This window comes from Pseudomonas frederiksbergensis (genome assembly GCF_003732665.1).
Classification (GTDB): domain Bacteria; phylum Pseudomonadota; class Gammaproteobacteria; order Pseudomonadales; family Pseudomonadaceae; genus Aquipseudomonas; species Aquipseudomonas frederiksbergensis_G.
Map to the genome: position 1 here is coordinate 92,222 of NZ_MOBP01000021.1, position 19,985 is coordinate 112,206.

A 19,985-nucleotide genomic window follows, 5' to 3' on the forward strand; every position below is an offset into this window, starting at 1 on the left:
ATTGATGTCGCCTGACACACCGCTTTCGCGAGCAAGCCCGCTCCCACAGGGGATCTTCATTAGCCTTGAGAGTTTTGCAGGTGGTTCATGCTCGCGCCGATCGCCTGTTCGATGTTCGCCAGGCCATGCACGCTGTCGGCAAACGGTTCGAACGACAGGTAGCCGCTGTATCCGCTGCTCAGCAAGGTCTCGATCTGCGCGGCATTGCCGAGAATGTCGCCCTCGCCCACCAGCACTCGATGCCCATCGCGGATGCTGTTCAGCGGCGCTTCGGCATCCTCGACCCCGGAGATATGCACCAACCCGGTCAGCTCAGGGAAAAACTCCTGCTCACTGGCGAGGTGATGGTGAAAGGTGTCGTGCACCAACCGGAACACATCCAACCCGCCAATGGCCTTGATCGCGTCCACCGCCGGACGTTTACGCCGCAGCGAGCACTCTTCAAAACCCAGCGGCTCGATAAATCCGAGGATGCCGTGATCCCGCAGGATCGGCGCCAGTTCAGTCAACGCCGTGCGCAACCCCGAAGCCCGTTCGGCTTCGTTGCGCGGATCAGCGCGATCATTCAACGGGCACATGACCAGCCCTTGCGCGCCGCAATCCCGAGCATAAGCCGCCAGTTTCAACGCCTGCACACGGCGCTCGTCATTCCACACATCAAACGGGTACAGCGCGTTGATCGACAGCACGGTGATGCCTTTGGCCGCGCATAACTCACGCACCGTTTCAGGCGCGGTGCCGTCTTCGATTTCGACGCCTTTGAGGTCGTTGCGGATCTCGATGGCGTCGGCCTTGAGGGTCACCGCCAGGTCGATGAACGCCGGCAGGGACAAACGGGGGGCGACCATACGGTTCAGGGCGAAACGCAGGTGTTTACTCATGATCGATATGCTCCTTATTTGGCCGTCGGCATGCTGAATTCAGGGCCCTTGACGATGCTGTCGGGCCAGCGTTGCATCACGCTTTTGTAGCGGCTGTAGAAACGCAGGCCTTCTTCGCCATACGCGTGGTGATCGCCGAACAACGAACGCTTCCAGCCGCCGAACGAATGCCAGGCCATCGGCACCGGAATCGGCACGTTGATGCCGACCATGCCGACCTTGATGGTGCGGGCAAACGCCCGGGCGATGCCGCCGTCACTGGTGAAACACGACACGCCGTTGCCGAATTCATGGGCGTTGATCAACGCCACGGCGCTGGCGAAATCCGGCACGCGGACGATGCCCAGCACCGGGCCGAAGATTTCTTGCTGGTAGATGCTCATCTCGGTCGTGACGTTATCGAACAGCGTCGCGCCAACGAAGAAACCGTTCTCGGCGCCGGGCACTTTGAAATTGCGGCCATCGACGATCAATTGCGCGCCCTGGGCCACGCCTTCGCCGATAAAACCTTCGACCTTGGCCTTGTGCTCGGCAGTGACCAGCGGCCCCATGTCGCTGTCGCCCTGCATGCCATTGCCGACCTTCAGTTGGTCGATGCGCGGCAGCAACTTGGCAATCAACTGGTCGCCGACATCACCGACCGCCACGGCAATCGAAATCGCCATGCAGCGCTCGCCCGCCGAGCCGTAAGCCGCGCCGATCAAGGCGTCGGCGGCTTGATCCAGATCCGCGTCGGGCATGACGATCATATGGTTTTTCGCGCCGCCCAGTGCTTGCACACGCTTGCCGCGAGCCGTGCCTTGCTGGTGGATGTACTCGGCAATCGGCGTCGAACCGACAAAGGAAATCGCCTCGATGTCCGGGTGTTGCAGCAAGGCGTCCACCGCGACTTTATCGCCCTGGACCACGTTGAACACACCGTCCGGCAACCCGGCTTCGGTGAGCAAACGGGCCATAAGCAGGCTGGCCGACGGATCGCGCTCAGAGGGTTTGAGGATGAAGCAGTTGCCGGTGACCAGCGCCAGCGGGATCATCCACAGCGGCACCATCACCGGGAAGTTGAACGGCGTGACCCCGGCGCAAACGCCCAGAGGCTGGCGCAGGTTCCAGTTGTCGATGCCGCCGCCGATGTTGTCGCTGAACTCAGTCTTGAGCAGGTTCGGCGCACCGCAGGCGTACTCGACGATTTCGATGCCGCGAGTGACTTCACCCTTGGCGTCGGACAGCACTTTGCCGTGTTCGCGGCTGATGATTTCCGCCAGTTCGTTGTGATGACGGTCGAGCAGTTCCTTGAACTTGAACATCACCCGGGAGCGGCGCAGGGACGATTGCTCGGACCACGCCGGGAAGGCTTGCAGCGCCGAGGCCACGGCTTGGTCGACGGTCTGCTCGCTGGCCAGGCCGACCCGCGCCTGCACCACGCCGGTGGCCGGGTTGAACACATTGCTGAAGCGCTCACTGCCGGTGTCTTGCACTTGGCCGCTGATGTAATGGCCGATGACCGGGGCGTTGCTCATTGTTCTTGTTCTCCGTGCAAGTGTTGGAATTAGAGATCCAGAAGCCAGCTGTGCTGCGGATCGTTGTGGAACTGCCAGACGCGTTTCGGCCCGGCCATCACGTTCAGGTAATACGACTCGTAGCCGTAGGGCACGCTGACCGGGTGGTAACCCTTGGGCACCACGACCAAGTCGCTGTTTTCCACAGCCATGGCCTGATCGATGCTGCGATCGTCGGTGTAGACCCGCTGAAACACGAAGCCCTGGGGCGGGTTGATCTGGTGGTAATAGGTTTCTTCGAGAAAACTCTGGTGCGGCAGGTCGTCGGTGTCGTGCTTGTGCGGCGGGTAGCTCGACGAATGCCCGGACGGCGTGCGCACTTCCACCACCAGCAGCGAATGCGCGGGCTCGGTGTCGGGCAGGATGTCGCAGACGTAGCGCGTGTTGGCGCCTTTGCCGCGTACGCTGCGTTTCATAGAGTCAGGTTTGATCAGGCGTGGGCCGAGGTTGTCGGCGGTTGAGCCGGGCGCGGCGCACACGGCGATTTGCACGTCGCTGAGGGCGGTGACTTGGGCTTGGCTGCCGGGTGGGAGATACGCGGCGAATGGGGATTTGTCTTCGAACACCGATTGGCGATCGCCGATATTGTCCCAGTCGAACGCGCCCTGCCCCGGTGCTTCGCCCTTGAGGCTGACGCGACCGCTGAGCAGCACCAGACACAGTTCTTTATCGCCCGCAGACACCGGCAAAGTTTCGCCGAGGCTCAAGCGGTACGCGGCGAAACCGACGTATTCCAATTCCCCTTGGCCCAACTCGACCATGGTCCGGCCACGGGCATTGCTTTTGACCAGCAGGCTCATAACGCAATCCTCTCGTCGAGCAACGTACGCAAGGTGTCGAAGCCTTTCTTGGCGTAGATGTAGCTCGGCGCGACCGCTGGGTCCTGTTCGGCCTCGACCACCAGCCAGCCGTGATAATCGGCGCCCAGCAACACGTCGAGCAAAGCACCGAAATCGATATCGCCATCCCCCGGTACGGTGAAGGTGCCGTTGATGATGCAGTCCGGGAAGCTCCAAAGGTTGTTGCGCGCCAGTTGCACCACCGGTTTGCGCACGTCCTTGAAATGCACGTGGCAGATGCGTTCGATGTGTTTGCGCAGCACCTGCAACGGTTCGCCGCCGCCCATGTAGCAGTGGCCCGAATCGAACAACAGGCCGACTTCGCTGCCGGTCAGGGCCATCAACTTGTCGATGTCCGCCGGGGATTCGACGTAGGCGCCCATATGATGGTGATAGGCCAGGCGCACGCCTTGGGACAGGGTGAAGCGGGCCAGTTCGGTGAGTTTGTCGGCGTATTCCTGCCACGCTTGTTCGGTGTGGAAACGCGGGCGTTCGACCAGTGGAATGCGCTGGCCCTGGATCGAGTCCGCGACTTCGCCGTAGACCAGCACCGTGGCGCCGTTCTTCGCCAGCAACTCGACGTGGCTGCCGATGGCGTCGATTTCCTCGGCCACCGAGCGACGGGCCAAACGGCTGGAATACCAGCCGGAAACCAACGCCAGATCGTAAGGCCGCAGCACGTCACCGACGCCTTTGGCATCCTTGGGGAATTTGCCGTTGAGTTCGAAACCTTCGTAACCGATGTCCTTGCCTTCGCTCAACGCGGTGCTCAGCGGCGTCTCGCCACCGAGGGACGGCAAGTCGTCGTTGCTCCAGGAGATCGGGTTGATGCCAATTCGAATAGCGGGCATGGCTGCACCTTTTATTGTTTTTACAAATCTGTAAGACCGACGCAAATCCCCTGTGGGAGCGGGCTTGCTCGCGAAGAGGCCGGCACATTCAACATTTTTGTCGCCTGACACACCGCTTTCGCGAGCAAGCCCGCTCCCACATGGGGTTTTGCGGTGTGGCGTCAGGCCCGGGCCGTGCGCCAGGCATCAATCAATTCGACAAACGTGCCCTGCACCTGGCGGATCAGCGTTTCATCGTCGATTTCCCCGGCCATCCACGCTCGGCTCGGTTCCTGGAAGATCGTGCGGCCCACAGCAAACCCGCGGCAGGTCTGGCTCTGGCTGGCCTGTTGAAAGCCTTCGGCCAGTGCCGCTGCCGGGGCATTCAGGCCCAGCAACACGACCCCTCGGCAGTACGGGTCGCGTTCCTGAATCAACTCATCAAGCTGTTTCCACTCCTCGGCACTCTGCGCTTCGATCTTCCACCACGCAGGGTAGATGCCGAGGTTGTAGAGGCGTTTCAGCGCCCGATACAACACGTCCGGGTGCGCCGATGGGTGATCCTTCGGCGGGATGATTTCCAGCAGCAGTTCGTGACCGCTGACCTGGGATGCCTGATACAAACCCTTGATCTGCGCTTCCTGTTCCAGGCGCAGCAGCGGTTCGTCGTCCGGGTGAAATTGCACCAGGCACTTGATGATTTGTTCCTGCGGCCAGGCAATCAAATTGCTGCCAATCGAGCGCCCGTGTTCGAAGGCCAGTGGCCGCGAACCCTGGACTTCCACCGGCCGCGCCACCCACCAGCCGCGACCGGTGGCGGCGTTCAGTGAGTCCTGGCCGAAGCGTTGATCCGCCAGCAAGCCGACATCAGCCTCGATACCCTGCTTTTGCAAATCGGCTTCGACCCGTTCCACGGCTTTAATAAAGAGTTGCTTCAGTTCGCAAATCGCACTCAGCTCACGACCGCCCTTGTGCGCCAGTTCTACGAGTTGCCCGCGATGGTCGAAGGCGAAGATGAACAGTTGCTTCCACTGTTTGCGCGGCACGCTGACCTGATGCAAGCGTTGCAGCGTGACGTCCTGATCCGGCCGGGTGATCGGCACCGGGCTGTTGAATAGATAGTCGAGTTCGGCGCGGGTCGGCATCGCCGGGGCGCAGGCATGACGCGACACCACCAGACCACCGCAGGCGTTGGCCAACTGGCAGCAGCGCTCGTCGCTGGCGTCCTCCAGCCAACCGGCGAGGAAGCCCGACATAAAGGCATCGCCGGCGCCGAGCACGTTGAGCACTTCCACCCGCACGCCGGGGTAGATCGCGCCGTCTTCAAGACGCACCGGGATGACACCGTGAATCACCGTGCAACCCTGCGGGCCGAGCTTGACCACCAACGTCGCGTCGCTAAGGCGCCGCACGTTACGCAGTGCCGTGAGCAAATCCTCGGAGCCGCCGGCAATCAAAAACTCTTCTTCAGTGCCGACAATCAGGTCAAAACGCGGGAGGATTTTCTGCACGTGCTGGCTGACATTCTGGTCGGCGACAAAACGGGTTTCGCCGTCCGCCTTACCCGCCAGGCCCCACAGTACCGGGCGGTAGTCGATATCCAGAATACGTTTGACGTTGTGTTTCTCGGCGTAGTCCAGGGCCTGGATGCTCGCCTTGTAGACGCCGTCGGTGGAGAAATGGGTGCCGGTGATCAGCAAGGCTTTGCTGGAGGCAATAAAGGCCTCGTTGACGTCTTCGGCCCGCAGCGCCATGTCGGCGCAGTTTTCGCGGTAGAAGACCAAGGGAAAGGTTTCGCGGTCCTTGAGGCCCAGCAGGACCATGGCGGTCAGGCGTTCCGGGTCAACCTTGATGCCGCTGACGTCACAGCCTTCGCGGGCCAGGGATTCAAGCAGGAAGCGCCCCATGTGGTCGTCCCCTACCCGGCTCAGCATCGCCGATTTCAGGCCCAGGCGTGCAGTGCCGAACGCGATGTTGGCGGAGGAGCCGCCCAGGTACTTGGCGAAGCTTGAAACATCTTCCAACCGCGCGCCGACTTGCTGCGCATAGAGGTCGACGCCAAGGCGCCCCAGGCAAATCAGATCCAATTGACGCCCACTGGCAAAACGAGTCTGGCCCATGCTGGCTCCTGTTATTTTTATCAGCCTGCGTTCGGGACGGTGGCCGTGCCGAACACTCTTGGTGGATGCAGACTAAAACGAGCGGGACCGAACAATCAATATTTATTCTATATATTTTTTACGTGGAATATTTTTTCCAATAAACTCCGGTACGAGCGTTCCAGAGCACAGTGCATCGTTTCAGCAGCGTGTGTGCCGACGGCATGCTCAAGATTTTATCCGGGCCTACCCTGTAGACTGCGCACAGCCAACCTATTGTCAGGGGATGACCGATTCGTCATTCCTATAAGAACAAGCCAGAAGGATCCTTTATGTCCCGCACCGATCAGCCGGCCACGACCGAGAGCACGCCCGAGAGCGATCTCCAGAGCCCACCGATCAATGCCGAGCGTTTGCTGCAGCTGATCACCAACGAATACGAAAGCCTGCCGCGCCAGCTCAAACGCATCGCCAGCTACATGAGCCAGCAAAGCGACCGGATCATGGTCGACCGCATCAGCGACATCGCCCGTGAATGCGAGGTGCATCCGTCGGCCATCGTGCGGTTTTCCCAGCGCTTTGGTTTCAGCGGTTTCAGCGAGATGCAGGCGCTGTTCCGCGAGGCGTACACGCACAAGACCACACCGGTGCAGAACTACCAGCAGCGCATCCGCAGCATGATCGCCAACAAGTCGCAGAAGGCCAGTGGCGGCGACCTCGCACGGGAATGCATCGACGCCACGCTGTCGGGCATCGAACGGTTGGGCATGGAACTCGACGATGTGGCGTTCGACAAAGCCGTGGATCTGGTGGTGAATGCCGACAACATCTACGTGGTCGGGGTGCGCCGCTCGTTCGCGGTCGCCGACTATCTGGTCTACAACCTGCAACACACCAACAAGCGCATTCACCTGGTTTCCGGGCTTGGCGGCAGTTATCGCGAGCAGATGCGCAGCGTGCGCGCCAATGATCTGGTGATCGCCATCAGCTTCACGCCCTACGGCAAGGAAACCCAGCACTGCCTGCGTATCGCCCAGCACCATCAGGCGAAAACCCTGATCATCACCGACAGCAACCTCTCGCCGCTGGCCAAGCGGGCGAGCACGGTGTTGCTGGTCAATGAAGGCAGTTCGTTTGCGTTCCGGTCGTTGAGTGCGACGTTGTGCTTGTGTCAGGCGTTGTTTATTGCGGTGGCGTATCGGTTGGAATTGAAGGTGGATGAGATTCATGAGCAGGTTGGGTTTGAGGACTGAGATCAAAGCGTTTACAGGAGAGCGTTGATGAAACTGATCGGCATGCTGGACTCGCCCTACGTGCGTCGGGCGGCTATTTCCGCCAAGTTGCTGGGCATCGACCTGGAACATGAATCGGTGTCGGTGTTCCGGCATTTCGAGCAGTTCCAGCAGATCAACCCGGTGGTCAAGGCGCCGACGCTGGTGCTGGATGACGGTGAAGTGTTGGTGGATTCGACGCTGATCATCGACTACCTCGAAGCGCTTGCCGGCCCATCGAAAAGCCTGATGCCCAGTGATTTGCAGCAGCGCTTGCGTTCGTTGCGGGTGATCGGATTGGCGTTGGCGGCGTGCGAAAAATCGGTGCAGCTTTACTACGAACGCAATCTGCGCCCGGCGCAGATTCAGTATCAGCCGTGGGTTGAGCGGGTTGAAGGGCAACTGGCGGCGGCGTATTCGGCGCTGGAGCGGGAGCTGTCGAAGCAGCCGCTGGTGGGTGGTTCCGGGATTGCGCAGGATGGCATTACCGTTGCGGTCGCCTGGAGCTTCACCAATCTTGTAGTCCCGGATCAGGTCGATGCCTCGCGGTTTCCACACATCGCTCAATTCACCGCGCAAGCGGAAACGCTTGAGGCGTTCATCGCTACCCCGATAACCTGAGCCGCCCTTCTCCACGGATTCGCCCATGACCGCCGCCGAAACCCCTAACCCGGCGCTGAAGGAAATCTTCAACGCCGAGCGCCTCAAGCACATCGCGACCGAAATGACGGCGGTTTACCCGGCGTTCAACGCCAAGGCCTTCCTGAAAATGGCCAATGACGGCCTCGCTGATTTGTCGATCATGCAACGCATGGCCCGGGTCAGTGAGTGTCTGCATGCGGTGTTGCCGCTTGGGTATGAAGAGTCTCTTGAAGTGCTGCGCGCCCTCGCCCCTCGGCTCAATAGCGGGTTTGTCAGCATCTCGTTGCCGCATTACGTGGCGATGTACGGCGCTGATGACTTTGAGCAGTCGATGGAGGCGCTGAAGTTTTTCACCTCGTTCGGTTCTTCTGAATTCGCGGTCCGGCATTTTCTGCGCAGTGATCTTGAGCGTTCATTGGCGCTGATGCAGGTGTGGTCGCTGGATGAAAGCGAACACGTGCGCAGGCTGGCCAGCGAGGGCAGCCGCCCGCGTTTGCCGTGGTCGTTTCGCCTGGAACCGATTCAGGCTGACCCGACGTTGGCCGCCGCGATTCTCGACAATCTCAAGGCCGATGAAAGCCTGTACGTGCGCAAGTCCGTGGCCAACCACCTCAACGACATCACCAAGGACCATCCCGAGTGGGTGCTGGACCTGATCGAGGGCTGGTCGCTGGAGAACAAACACACGGCGTGGATCGCCAAGCATGCGTTGCGCAGTTTGATCAAACAGGGCAATCAGCGGGCGTTGGCGGTGATTGGCGCGGGTGGCAAACCTGAGGTGGAGATTGTCGGGGTGAAGGTGCAGCCGGCGGTGATTCGGCTGGGGGAGAAAATCACTTTGTCGTTCACCGTTAAATCCACCGTGGCGCAGAGTCAGCGGTTGGTGATCGACTATGCGATCGATTATGTGAAGGCCAATGGCGGGACATCGGCGAAGGTGTTCAAGCTCAAGGCGTTGACGTTGCCCGGCCACGTCAGCGAATGGGTCAGTCGCGGCCAGCAGATCAAAGAGCTGACTACGCGCCGGCACTACGCGGGTGAGCATGCCGTGCACATCATGGTGAATGGCGAACGACTGGCCAGCACCTCATTCGAAATCCTGCCCTAGATGCGGTGCGCGATCTGACGCCTTCGCGAGCAAGCTCGCTCCCACAGGGAATGGCGCTGGCTGCAAATCTTGTGAACAACGCAAAACAAGTGTAGGAGCGAGGCTTGCCCGCGAAAGCGGTGTGTCAGGCGATATTGTCATTGCCTGTGCCGACGCCTTCGCGAGCAAGCTTCGCTCCTACAGGGCCCGGCGCTGGCTGCAAATCTTGCGAACAACGCAAAACAAGTGTAGGAGCGAGGCTTGCCCGCGAAAGCGGTGTGTCAGGCGACATGGTTATCGACTGTGCCGACGCCTTCGCGAGCAAGCTTCGCTCCTACAGGGCCGGGCGCTGGCCACAAATTCCGCTAACAACACCGAAAGAATGTGGGAGCGGGCTTGCCCGCGAAAGCGGTGTGTCAGGCGACATGGTTATCGACTTTGCCGACGCCTTCGCGAGCAAGCTTCGCTCCTACAGGGCCGGGCGCTGGGCACAAATTCCGCGAACAATACCGAATCAATGTGGGAGCGGGCTTGCTCGCGAAAGCGTCAGCACATCCGAGTTCAAAGCCTGGACGTTGCCCGACCATGCCTTGAACATCTTGGTGAATGGCGAGCGCCTGGCCAGCACCTCATTCGCAATCCTCAACTGATCAGCTACCGATCCACCACCCAGACAGAGTTGCCCGCCCAATTGCAAATATAGACTCGGGCACCGTCCGCACTGAACGCGACGCCCGTCCCTTCGGCAGTGTCAGGAAGGTAACTGAGGCTGAAGGTGCTGGTGTCAATGATCGCCGCACCATTACCGGGAATCGCGTTACTGGCACACAAATACTTGCCGTCCGGACTGAGCGCCAGAAAAAACGCGCCTATTCCAATTGGCACCTGGCGGATCACGGTCAGGGTCGCGGCGTCCATCACGATGAGCGTTTTATAAAAGAAGTTGACGGTGTACACGCGCGTGCCATCGAGGCTGACCACCGTCCCGTCCGGGTTCACACCAACCTCGATATCCTTGAGCACCGCCAGGGTCCGCGTGTCCAGAACGCTGACCGTTCCACTGCCGCTGGGGCCGTTGCCAGTGCCATTGGAATTGCTTGCATAGACACGGCGGCCATCCGGACTGATGGCCACGCTCTTGCTGTTGTTTTGCAGAACGATGGCCTGGACCACCTGGCCACGGGCGATGTCGATCACGGCCAGCCTGCCATTGGGGAAACCGGCGAAAGGTGACGTGTTGCCACATGCATAAAGGAAGGCGCCATCCGGGCTCAGGGCCAGGCGGGATGAACCGATGCCTGCGACGGGGATCGTGCCGATGATATTGAGGCTGGCGCTGTCGAGGATGGCGATGTCAAAGTTGAGCGCCTCATCGACACATCGTGCGACATACACCCGCCGGCTATCTGCACTGACCGCGATACCCGAAACTTCGACCCCCAATGTGAGGGTGCGGATCACTTCGTTGGTGGCGGTATCGATGACCGCCAACGCCCCATAACGATAGGCGTAGTGCGTGCCAGCGACATAGACGCGTGTGCCATCGGGACTTATGACCAAGCTTTGCGGGAACGCGGTTCCTAGAATCCGCTGCACCACCCCCAGCGAGGTGGCTGCCGCTTCGGCGGTCACGCTCCCGGGCCCAGACGAGGTGGCCAGGAAGCCGTTGCCGGGCAACGCATTCCCCTTCTCTTGTGCGGTGATCCTCAGTCGAGTACCGATTCCCGGATCAACCTCGACCACCACCGACTCGCCGGGCTGCAAACAGACGGTTCTGGGTATCGGGCCGCCATCAGCGGCGGCGAACGGCTCCGGCTCGCTGATGGGCAGCGAGGGATCCAGCGGTAAATCACTCATGGCGTCATACCCCAAACGAGTGCCCCCGGAATGAGGCACGTACATGTCCGTCATCACAACCCGGGCCAAGCGGTTTGCCTACTGTCAGATCTGACAGGTGAATGTGCGATCGCGACGAACGGCTCAGGCCTGCGCAGCGGCAGCGAGGGGTCCAGTGGCAACTCACTCATGACATCACACTCCCTATGACCGCCGATTATCTCTGCGCGCTGATGACCTGGTCGTCTTCTTGATAGGAGAAGTCGACAGCTCCCGTCGACGTGGCAGGCAAGGTCAGGCGAATGATCGGCACGATGATGTGTGACCGTGTGGTGTTGTAGAAATCCCGTTGGTTGTATCGAGCGTCGGCCAAAGCGCTGGCCGGACTGCCTGGGACGTAAAAAAATGCCATCAGTGGCAGCGTGTCGGGTTGACCGGCAGTCCAGGTCTTTACAACGACCTCGTTTTGTTCACCAAACCCTCTGGCGCCCAGCATTCCCTTGGCCCGCACGGATTGGTAGAACGCCGGGCCGGCAAGGTTTTCTCGTTGAGCCCGGACATCAAAACTGCATTGGCGCAAATTCTGCAGATCGGACGGACGGCTCCACAACTCTATCCATTTTTCGGCGGTGGTTACTCCCGTGTCCTGGCACGGCCCACTTTCAACTGGAAAATCAGTGTAAGGACCACAGGGCGAGTTACGGCTCCAGCCCCAGGCATCCACGGGATAGGAGCAAAGGTACTGCACGGCAATCTTGCCTGCGGGGGCGGCGAGGGTCGGATAAAAGATCAGGCCATTAGTACCGTCCCACGCGAACCTCTGAAAGTTGGTGTCAGAGCGCAAATAGGAAAATGAAACACCACCGCTCAGCTGCGAAGTTGGGCTGGGGTCCCACACTTTATAGATGTTTTCCTTGTCTCTGCTTGTGACACGCAAGGACACCCCGGAACACAGAAATGCCGGTTGTGCGTCGGAGTTATTGCAATTGGGGAATCGACGCAAGTACAGGACGTTCAGTTCTTCGGCAACTTCCGGGCCGGATAACACATGGCTGAATGGCTTTATCGGAACCGTCGTGTCAATAACCGCTTGTTGGCTGCAACCCACCATCAGCAGCACGGACAATAGTGCAATAATTTTACGCATGACAATGCCCTCGCTTGAATACGCCGGCATCAGCCCCGCCGTATTCAAGCCAGATTAAAAGCGTGTAAGTAGAAGTTCAGATGCGGCGTTACAGGCGCACTCGTAAAATCCAGGAAAAGATGATGTTTTCACCTGTGCCGGTTTTTCTCAGCGTGTAGTTGAAGATGACATCTCTGCCTCGGTATTGCGTAATCCAGGCTTGTAGAATTGCAAGATTCGTATAAGTAGCATCCGGAGCAATGGAAAACTCATCAGAATCCCGTACATCGTCATGATTTTCGGCATTGGTCAGTCTGAGCCGAACGCTGTACCGGCCAATTAAATTCTCGTGATACGCCCGGATATTATTCTTGGCCTCATTAATGGTCGGCGCGATAAGTTGATGTTCTTGCGGGGAGACATCGACATTCAGGTCTCTGGATGGCCGGTCTTGCGTTTCACCCGGCAGCCTGACGGTGTAGTAGAACCTCATGCTCTTGCCGATGGAATCAACCACCTCCATTCGTGGAACGAGGAACGTCAAGGTTTGCCCAGCGACTTGAACGCTCTGGATTTGCGAACCGTACGTGTGATTGCGGCCGACGCAGTACACCTTCACGGATTGCCCGGGTGCGGAACCGGTGTAATTGACCCGCACGGTGGCGAAATTTGCGTAGTAAAAATCCCGGTCAAAGTTGATGCCCGTACCGTTGAGCTCCCTGGCTTCCAGAACGGTTGGCTCCTTCAGGTCCAGGTCCACGCGATCAAGGTGAATATCGATTTCAACAATCGGCGACTGCGCGCGATTACCGAGCTGATCGAAGACGGTGAAGTAGAAGGGTGCCGCCGGGTTATCTCCGGCCTGACGGAAAAAATTGGTGTCTAGCGTAAACACGATGGGGGAGTTCTGCCCTGCCGCCACCGATTGGTTGACGTTGGCGGAATTACCGGTCAGATACACCATGTCATAGGGGTGCGGAGTGCTGTAGTGACATTCGCAAATCACCCCTTGCGCGGCGCGCGCGGCACTGACACCGTCCCTCAACACGTCCTGTGGCAGGACCAGGCGCGGATTGGTGGGGCCCGGGCGATAACACAGCACCTTCAGGGGGTCGGACTGGTCACTGTTATTGCTGATGCGTGTCACCTTGTAATAGATTTCGTTGACGCCGTTGACCAGCGTACGCGGAGGAACATAGAGAAAGATTCGCATGTCCTCCTCGCCGCGAAGGATGGTATGACCGTCCACAGGGAAAGGGATTGTATTGACGTAGAGGTCGACCCGGTCACCGACGGCCAGCGCACCGAACGCGCGGCTGTCCGGCCATGGGTCGATCACGCACGCCATCCCGCTGCCGTCGACCGGATCGGCGATAGAAAGCGGAACCCCACCGTGAGCCAGGTCGGCGGGGCGAATCGGTGTTACCAAGCCGGGAATGGCGGGAAAGTCCAGTCTCAGGATGCCTGGTGTGTTCGAGGTGTCGGATGGCTTGCCCATGATGTGCTCCTGTCGATGTGAAAACCGCTGGGGTTATCAAGCGCTCGACCAGGAAAAATGGCTACTGTCAGAACTTACAGGTTGGCGCCGTTTTCAGATGAGCGGTTGCCTGCGTCGGTAACCTGTCGTTGCCCCTGCCCCAGCAACAAGCCCTGCTCCTGCTCACACAACTCCACCACGTAATCCCACAACACCCGCAACCGCACAGACTTGTGCAACTCCCGCCGCGTGCTGATCCAGTAGCTGCGCTGAATGCTCTCCTGCGGCAACAACGGCACCAGTTCTGGATCAGCGCTGGCCATGTAGCACGGCAACACCGCGATCCCCAGCCCCGAGCGTGCGGCTTGTTGCTGGGCGATGACGCTGGTGCTGTGAAACACCACCTGGGGGTTGCGGCAGAAGCTGTTGAGGAACATCAGTTCCTGGCTGAACAGCAGGTCGTCGACGTAGCCGATCCAGGCGTGGCGACCGAGGTCTTCGCGGCTGTTGAGCGGCGGTGCCTGGTCGAGGTAGGCCCGGCTGGCGTAGAGCGCCAGTCGGTAATCCGTGAGTTTGCGCGTGACGAGCATGTCGGCGGCCGGGCGTTCGAGGTGGATGCTGATTTCGGCTTCGCGGTTGAGGATGCTGACGAAGCGCGGCACGGCGACCAGTTCCACTTCCAGGCCGGGGTAGCGTTCGAACAGGCCGTTTATGCGACTGGCGAGGAACATGATGCCCAGGCCTTCGGTGACGCCGACGCGAATTTTGCCCAGTGGCGCGGTGGATTGGGTGATTTCTTCCTGGGCCAGCAGCGCGACGTTTTCCATGGCTTCGGCGTGTTTGAGCAGCGCTTCGCCGGCCGGGGTCAGTTGATAGCCCTGGGCGTGCTGGACGAACAGCGCGGTGCCGAGGCTCTTTTCAATGGCCTCGATGTGCCGGGCCACGGTGGCGTGGGTGGTGTTCAAGCGGCGGGCGGCGGTGAGCAAGCGGCCGCTGCGTTGCAATTCGAGAAAAAACCGCAGGTCGTTCCAATCGAACATCTGGCTTCCTTAGGGCTACGCTGTCTGAAAACGCACAGCGGCTGCGCAAAAACTAACATTCTTTATACGAAAGCTAACATCTAGGATGAACCCAACAACAAAAACAATCAGAGGTCAGGGATGCAGACTTCCCTTGATGAATACGATTACATCGTGGTCGGCGCCGGGCCGGCCGGGTGTTTGCTGGCCAATCGATTGTCCGCCAACCCGCAACATCGGGTGTTGCTGCTCGAAGCCGGCGGGCGCGATAACTACCCGTGGATTCATATTCCGGTGGGTTACCTGTTCTGCATCGGCAACCCGCGCACCGATTGGTGCTTCAAGACTGAAGCGCAACCGGGCCTGCAAGGCCGCACGCTGAGCTATCCACGGGGCAAAGTGCTCGGTGGCTGTTCCTCGATCAACGGCATGATTTACATGCGTGGTCAGGCGGGCGATTACGATGGCTGGGCCGCTGAGGGCAATCCCGGTTGGTCCTGGAAAGACGTTTTTCCGTTATTCAAACAAAGCGAAAACCACTTTGCCGGCGACTCTGAATTTCACGGGGCCGCCGGGGAATGGCGCGTGGAGCGCCAGCGTCTGTCATGGCCGATTCTGGATGCCTTTCGCAGCGCCGCCGAGCAAAGCGGCATCGCCAGCATCGATGACTTCAACCAGGGCGATAACGAAGGTTGCGGTTATTTTCAGGTTAACCAGAAGGCCGGGATTCGCTGGAACGCGGCCAAGGCGTTTCTCAAGCCGATCCGGCATCGGGCCAATCTCACGGTGTTGACCGACGTTGAAGTGGACCGGGTGTTACTGGAAAACGGTCGTGCTTCGGCAGTGATCACTCGCTGGCAAGGCCAGGCGAAAACCTTCAAGGCGCGCAAGGAAATCGTCCTGTGCGCTGGCTCCGTTGGTTCGCCGAGCATCCTGCAACGCTCCGGCATCGGCCCGCGTCCACTGTTGCGACGGCTGGGGATCGGCGTGGCGCATGAGTTGCCGGGGGTGGGCGGAAATCTGCAAGATCACCTGCAACTGCGGCTGATCTACAAACTGGAAAACGCCCGCACCCTCAATCAAATCGCCGGCAGTGTGTGGGGCAAGATGGGCATGGGCCTGCGTTATCTGTATGACCGCAGCGGGCCGTTGTCCATGGCGCCGAGTCAGTTGGGCGCGTTTGCCCGCTCGGGGCCGGAGCAGGCTTCGGCGAATCTTGAATACCATGTGCAGCCGTTGTCGCTGGAGCGATTTGGCGAACCGTTGCACCCCTTCCCTGCGTTCACGGCGTCGGTGTGTGATCTGCGGCCGCAAAGCCGTGGGCGAATTGAAATTCGCAGTGCCGACCCACAGGAAGCGCCGCTGATTCAGCCTAATTACCTGAGCCATCCTGAAGATTTGCGGGTGGCGGCGGACGCGATTCGCCTGACCCGGCGCATCGTCGCGGCCCCGGCCCTGGCGGCGTTCAGACCGGTTGAGTATCTGCCGGGGGACAGCTTGCAGAGTGAAGAAGAATTGCATGAAGCGGCGGCGCGGATCGGCACGACGATTTTCCATCCGGTGGGCACTTGCCGGATGGGCAACGATGCCGAAGCCGTGGTCGATGCGCAACTCAAGGTCCATGGCATTGCGGGGCTGCGCATCGCCGATGCCTCGATCATGCCGCGCATTACCTCGGGCAACACCTGTTCGCCTACGCTGATGATTGCCGAGAAGGCGGCGCAGTTGATCCTCAACCCTGATGTAAACACCACACCTGTGGGAGCGGGCTTGCTCGCGAAGGCGTCCCTTCAGTCGACAGATTTATTGACTGACACACCGCTTTCGCGAGCAAGCCCGCTCCCACAGGAATTGCACTAGAACGATGACGCAGTGTGTCAGGCGTGACGCCATCACCGTAGGAGCATGGCTTGCCCGCGATGGCGATCTCGAGGACGCCTTCGCGGGCAAGCCTCGCTCCTACGGGGAATGAATGCACAGGAAGATTTGCGGTACGTACACCCCGCTTTATGGATAAACGCGGCACTGGCCCACAAGGCCGGTGCCGACAGTGGAACAACAAAAACAATCACTGTGAGGGATACCGATATGTCAGAACACGTTCAGCCCCTGGAAGCCACGCGCAGCGCGGGCGTCAGCAGCGGCACCAAGAAAGTCATCTTCGCTTCGTCACTCGGCACGGTGTTCGAGTGGTATGACTTCTTCCTTTACGGCGCCCTCGCGGCGGTGATCAGCAAGCAGTTCTTTGCCGGGGTCAACGAGACTACGGCGTTTATCTTCGCGCTGATGGCGTTTGCCGCCGGTTTCATCGTGCGGCCGTTCGGGGCATTGGTGTTCGGTCGGTTGGGGGACATGATCGGGCGCAAATACACGTTCCTCGCCACGATCATCCTCATGGGCCTGGCGACGTTCTGCGTCGGGTTGCTGCCGACCTACGCCAGCATCGGCATTGCCGCGCCGGTGATCCTGGTGGTGCTGCGCATGCTCCAGGGCCTGGCTCTGGGCGGCGAGTACGGCGGCGCCGCGACTTATGTGGCAGAACACGCGCCGATGGGCAAACGTGGCTTCCACACCAGTTGGATTCAGTCCACTGCCACCCTCGGCCTGTTGCTGTCGCTGCTGGTGGTGCTCGGTTGCCGTTACTTCACCGGCGATCAGTTTGAAGTCTGGGGCTGGCGCATTCCGTTTCTGTTTTCCATCGTGCTGCTGGGCATTTCGACCTGGATTCGCCTGAGCCTCCACGAGTCGCCGGCCTTCGTGAAAATGAAAGAGGAAGGCAAGCTGTGCAAGCAGCCGCTGCGGGACTCCTTCGGCAAATGGGAAAACCTCAAAGTCGTGTTGATCGCCCTGTTCAGCATCAATGCCGGGCAAGCGGTGACCTTCTATGCCGCGCAGTTCTACGTGCTGTTCTTCCTCACTCAGTTCCTGAAAATGGACCCGGCCCTGGCCAACAGTCTGCTGATTGTCAGCGTGATTATTGGCGCGCCGTTCTTCATCTTTTTCGGCTGGCTGTCGGACAAGGTCGGGCGCAAACCGGTGCTGATGATCGGCCTGCTGCTGGCGACCGCGCTGTACTTTCCGATCTTCAAATCCATCGCCCACTACGCCAACCCGGCGGTCGACCAGGCCAGCCAACAGGCACCGATTACCGTGCTGGCTGACCCGGCCACTTGCACCTTCCAGTTCGACCCGGTGGGCAAGGCGAAATTTGATAGCCCGTGCGACAAGGTCAAGACCTTCCTGGTCAAGCAAGGCCTGCCCTACACCAGTGCCGCCGCCCCCGCTGGCGCGGGCGTGCAGGTCAGCGTCGGTGACGTGAAAATCGACGGCTACGACGAAGCGGCCCTGCGTGGCGCGGTGACCCTGGCGGGTTATCCGTCGCAAGCCGATACCCAGCAGGTCAACAAAACCATGATCGTTGCGTTGATGGTCGCACTGGTCATCATCTCCGCCATGTGCTACGGCCCGCTGGCGGCGCTGATGGTTGAACTGTTCCCGACGCGCATCCGCTACACCTCGATGTCCCTGCCCTACCACATCGGCAACGGCTGGTTCGGCGGGTTCCTGCCGACTGTGTCGTTCGCGCTGGTGGTGTACACCGGGGACATCTTCTATGGGCTGTGGTATCCGGTGGTGATTACCGGGGTGAGCCTGATCGTGGGGCTGATCTGTTTGCGCGAGACGAAGAACGTGGACCTGGATACCAACTGAGTTCACCGCAATACACTCGTGTAGCAGCTGCCGAGGCACGAGGCTGCGTTCGGCTCGTGTAGCAGCTGCCGAGGTACGAGGCTGCGTTCGGCTGCGGAGCAGTCGTAAAATCAGGCACCGCGGTGTTTCAGTAAGACCGAGTGCTCAGGTTTCACGACTGCTCCGCAGCCGAACGCAGCCTCGTACCTCGGCAGCTGCTACAAGCCGAACGCAGCCTCATACTTCGGCAGCTGCTACAAGTCCCTCGCCACAGGTTAAGCTCGATGAACATTTCAGCCCCGCCACTTCACAGACCGAGGCCCCATGATCATTTCCTCCGCATCCGACTACCGCGAGGCAGCACGGCGCAAACTTCCCCGATTCCTGTTCGATTACATCGATGGCGGTGCTTACGCCGAGCACACGTTGCGGGCCAACAGTGCCGACCTGACCAGCATCAGCCTGCGTCAGCGCATTCTGAAAAACGTCGAAACCCTGAGCCTGGAAACCACCCTCTTCAATCAACCCCTGGCCATGCCGATCATCCTCGCCCCAGTGGGCCTGACCGGCATGTTCGCCCGTCGCGGTGAAGTACAAGCGGTCAGGGCCGCGGAAAACAAAGGCATCCCGCTGTGCCTCTCGACGGTGTCGGTGTGCTCGATCGAGGAAGTCTCAGCGCAAAGCCAACAGTCGATCTGGTTTCAGCTCTACGTGTTGAAAGACCGGGGCTTCATGAAAAACGCCCTGGAGCGGGCGAAAGCCGCCGGGGTGAAGAACCTGGTGTTTACCGTGGACATGCCCACGCCTGGTGCTCGGTATCGGGATGCGCACTCGGGCATGTCAGGCCCTTTTGCCTCGTCGCGGCGCATGTTGCAGGCGATGACCCGGCCCGATTGGGCGTTCAATGTCGGCCTCATGGGCCGCCCTCACGACCTGGGCAATATCTCGGCGTACCTGGGCAAAGCCGTCACGCTTGAAGATTACATGGGCTGGCTGGCGAAGAACTTCGACCCGTCGATCAGTTGGGCCGATCTGCAGTGGATCCGCGATTTCTGGCAAGGCCCGATGATCATCAAGGGCATTCTCGACCCACAGGATGCCCGGGATGCGGTGAGCTTCGGCGCCGATGGCATCGTGGTCTCGAACCACGGCGGGCGGCAACTGGATGGCGTGCTCTCCACCACCAAGGCCTTGCCGGCGATCATGCAAGCGGTGGGCAATGACCTGACGGTGCTGGTGGATTCGGGGATTCGTTCGGGGCTGGACGTGGTGCGGATGCTGGCGCTGGGGGCCAAAGGCGTGTTGCTGGGGCGCTCCATGGCCTATGCACTGGCGGCGGATGGTCAGCGCGGGGTGGAAAACATGTTGGATATTTTCGCCAAGGAGATGCGCGTGGCCATGACATTGACCGGCGTGACTTCGATTGGGCAGATCGATGAGTCGACGTTGGTGGGGGCGCTGCGATAAGCGGATCACCCCGCCTGGGATCAAGCCTCTCAGCGAAGGAACGTGCCTGATACTCAACCTGTGGGAGCGGGCTTGCTCGCGAAGGCGTTGTGTCAGTCAATATAACCGCTGAATGACGCACCGCTTTCGCGAGCAAGCCCGCTCCCACTTGGATTGCGGTGTTCA

16 protein-coding genes are annotated in these 19,985 nt (G+C 60.0%); 7 read left to right on the forward strand and 9 right to left on the reverse strand.

The features are described 5' to 3' along the window. Positions 1–59 precede the first annotated feature (59 nt). The 5 genes from BK665_RS27230 to BK665_RS27250 all read right to left on the reverse strand — a co-directional run bounded on the left by BK665_RS27230 (position 60) and on the right by BK665_RS27250 (position 6,226). A complete protein-coding gene (locus BK665_RS27230; RefSeq protein ID WP_123409621.1) occupies positions 60–881 on the reverse strand; it encodes a TIM barrel protein in 822 nt (273 codons plus the stop codon). Positions 882–895: 14 nt separating this feature from the next. Continuing rightward, on the reverse strand, positions 896–2,398 hold the full coding sequence (locus BK665_RS27235) for a CoA-acylating methylmalonate-semialdehyde dehydrogenase (protein ID WP_123409622.1): 1,503 nt from the start codon (positions 2,396–2,398) through the stop codon (positions 896–898). A 29-nt stretch (positions 2,399–2,427) separates the two neighbouring features. After that, entirely contained in the window at positions 2,428–3,237 is an 810-nt protein-coding gene (gene iolB / locus BK665_RS27240) for a 5-deoxy-glucuronate isomerase (protein WP_123409623.1), read from the reverse strand. After that, on the reverse strand, positions 3,234–4,127 hold the full coding sequence (gene iolE, locus BK665_RS27245; protein WP_123409624.1) for a myo-inosose-2 dehydratase: 894 nt from the start codon (positions 4,125–4,127) through the stop codon (positions 3,234–3,236). Before iolE ends, iolB begins: the two co-directional genes overlap by 4 nt. A gap of 161 nt (positions 4,128–4,288) precedes the next feature. Then, positions 4,289–6,226, reverse strand: coding sequence for a bifunctional 5-dehydro-2-deoxygluconokinase/5-dehydro-2-deoxyphosphogluconate aldolase (locus BK665_RS27250; RefSeq protein WP_123409625.1), 1,938 nt, complete (start codon positions 6,224–6,226; stop codon positions 4,289–4,291). 311 nt (positions 6,227–6,537) lie between these two features. Here BK665_RS27250 and BK665_RS27255 point away from each other — a divergent pair, with 311 nt between their 5' ends. From BK665_RS27255 to BK665_RS27270, 4 genes are all read left to right on the forward strand, one after another. Next, the gene (locus BK665_RS27255) at positions 6,538–7,458 is read left to right on the forward strand and encodes a MurR/RpiR family transcriptional regulator (RefSeq protein WP_123409626.1); all 921 of its coding nucleotides are present in this window, start codon (positions 6,538–6,540) and stop codon (positions 7,456–7,458) included. A 27-nt stretch (positions 7,459–7,485) separates the two neighbouring features. Then, positions 7,486–8,097 carry a glutathione S-transferase gene (locus BK665_RS27260; protein ID WP_123409627.1) on the forward strand — a complete coding sequence of 204 codons (612 nt, stop codon included), beginning with the start codon at positions 7,486–7,488 and terminating at the stop codon, positions 8,095–8,097. A 25-nt stretch (positions 8,098–8,122) separates the two neighbouring features. Then, a complete protein-coding gene (locus BK665_RS27265) occupies positions 8,123–9,226 on the forward strand; it encodes a DNA alkylation repair protein (protein WP_123409628.1) in 1,104 nt (367 codons plus the stop codon). A gap of 269 nt (positions 9,227–9,495) precedes the next feature. Next, positions 9,496–9,855 (forward strand): hypothetical protein, encoded by a 360-nt coding sequence (locus tag BK665_RS27270; protein ID WP_123409629.1) that lies wholly within the window; start codon positions 9,496–9,498, stop codon positions 9,853–9,855. A gap of 4 nt (positions 9,856–9,859) precedes the next feature. On the opposite strand, the gene BK665_RS27275 is transcribed toward BK665_RS27270, so the two are convergent. The 4 genes from BK665_RS27275 to BK665_RS27290 all read right to left on the reverse strand — a co-directional run bounded on the left by BK665_RS27275 (position 9,860) and on the right by BK665_RS27290 (position 14,684). Further along, complete coding sequence (locus BK665_RS27275; protein ID WP_185076664.1) at positions 9,860–11,062, reverse strand: hypothetical protein; 1,203 nt, start codon at positions 11,060–11,062, stop codon at positions 9,860–9,862. Between the two features lie 196 nt (positions 11,063–11,258). Then, positions 11,259–12,188: a halovibrin HvnC gene (locus BK665_RS27280; RefSeq protein WP_123409833.1), complete on the reverse strand. Its 930-nt coding sequence runs from the start codon at positions 12,186–12,188 to the stop codon at positions 11,259–11,261. A gap of 88 nt (positions 12,189–12,276) precedes the next feature. Next, on the reverse strand, positions 12,277–13,665 hold the full coding sequence (locus BK665_RS27285; protein WP_123409631.1) for a hypothetical protein: 1,389 nt from the start codon (positions 13,663–13,665) through the stop codon (positions 12,277–12,279). A gap of 74 nt (positions 13,666–13,739) precedes the next feature. Further along, positions 13,740–14,684 (reverse strand): LysR family transcriptional regulator, encoded by a 945-nt coding sequence (locus BK665_RS27290; RefSeq protein WP_123409632.1) that lies wholly within the window; start codon positions 14,682–14,684, stop codon positions 13,740–13,742. A gap of 120 nt (positions 14,685–14,804) precedes the next feature. Between BK665_RS27290 and BK665_RS27295 the strand changes: the two genes are divergently transcribed. The 3 genes from BK665_RS27295 (at position 14,805) to lldD (ending at position 19,820) form a co-directional block, all read left to right on the forward strand. Further along, on the forward strand, positions 14,805–16,523 hold the full coding sequence (locus tag BK665_RS27295) for a GMC family oxidoreductase (protein WP_123409633.1): 1,719 nt from the start codon (positions 14,805–14,807) through the stop codon (positions 16,521–16,523). 228 nt (positions 16,524–16,751) lie between these two features. Next, positions 16,752–18,374, forward strand: coding sequence for an MFS transporter (locus tag BK665_RS27300; protein WP_123409634.1), 1,623 nt, complete (start codon positions 16,752–16,754; stop codon positions 18,372–18,374). A gap of 303 nt (positions 18,375–18,677) precedes the next feature. Continuing rightward, on the forward strand, positions 18,678–19,820 hold the full coding sequence (gene lldD, locus BK665_RS27305) for an FMN-dependent L-lactate dehydrogenase LldD (RefSeq protein ID WP_123409635.1): 1,143 nt from the start codon (positions 18,678–18,680) through the stop codon (positions 19,818–19,820). Positions 19,821–19,985: the final 165 nt, after the last annotated feature.

Bases quoted from the DNA above. Each gene is read 5' to 3' on its own strand.
- BK665_RS27260 (WP_123409627.1), top strand. From the start codon at position 7,486: ATGAAACTGATCGGCATGCTGGACTCGCCCTACGTGCGTCGGGCGGCT.
- iolB (WP_123409623.1), bottom strand. From the start codon at position 3,237: ATGAGCCTGCTGGTCAAAAGCAATGCCCGTGGCCGGACCATGGTCGAG.
- BK665_RS27300 (WP_123409634.1), top strand. From the start codon at position 16,752: ATGTCAGAACACGTTCAGCCCCTGGAAGCCACGCGCAGCGCGGGCGTC.
- BK665_RS27230 (WP_123409621.1), bottom strand. From the start codon at position 881: ATGAGTAAACACCTGCGTTTCGCCCTGAACCGTATGGTCGCCCCCCGT.
- BK665_RS27290 (WP_123409632.1), bottom strand. From the start codon at position 14,684: ATGTTCGATTGGAACGACCTGCGGTTTTTTCTCGAATTGCAACGCAGC.
- BK665_RS27295 (WP_123409633.1), top strand. From the start codon at position 14,805: ATGCAGACTTCCCTTGATGAATACGATTACATCGTGGTCGGCGCCGGG.
- lldD (WP_123409635.1), top strand. From the start codon at position 18,678: ATGATCATTTCCTCCGCATCCGACTACCGCGAGGCAGCACGGCGCAAA.
- BK665_RS27250 (WP_123409625.1), bottom strand. From the start codon at position 6,226: ATGGGCCAGACTCGTTTTGCCAGTGGGCGTCAATTGGATCTGATTTGC.
- BK665_RS27285 (WP_123409631.1), bottom strand. From the start codon at position 13,665: ATGGGCAAGCCATCCGACACCTCGAACACACCAGGCATCCTGAGACTG.
- BK665_RS27270 (WP_123409629.1), top strand. From the start codon at position 9,496: ATGGTTATCGACTGTGCCGACGCCTTCGCGAGCAAGCTTCGCTCCTAC.
- BK665_RS27235 (WP_123409622.1), bottom strand. From the start codon at position 2,398: ATGAGCAACGCCCCGGTCATCGGCCATTACATCAGCGGCCAAGTGCAA.
- BK665_RS27275 (WP_185076664.1), bottom strand. From the start codon at position 11,062: ATGAGTGATTTACCGCTGGATCCCTCGCTGCCCATCAGCGAGCCGGAG.
- BK665_RS27255 (WP_123409626.1), top strand. From the start codon at position 6,538: ATGTCCCGCACCGATCAGCCGGCCACGACCGAGAGCACGCCCGAGAGC.
- BK665_RS27280 (WP_123409833.1), bottom strand. From the start codon at position 12,188: ATGCGTAAAATTATTGCACTATTGTCCGTGCTGCTGATGGTGGGTTGC.
- BK665_RS27265 (WP_123409628.1), top strand. From the start codon at position 8,123: ATGACCGCCGCCGAAACCCCTAACCCGGCGCTGAAGGAAATCTTCAAC.
- iolE (WP_123409624.1), bottom strand. From the start codon at position 4,127: ATGCCCGCTATTCGAATTGGCATCAACCCGATCTCCTGGAGCAACGAC.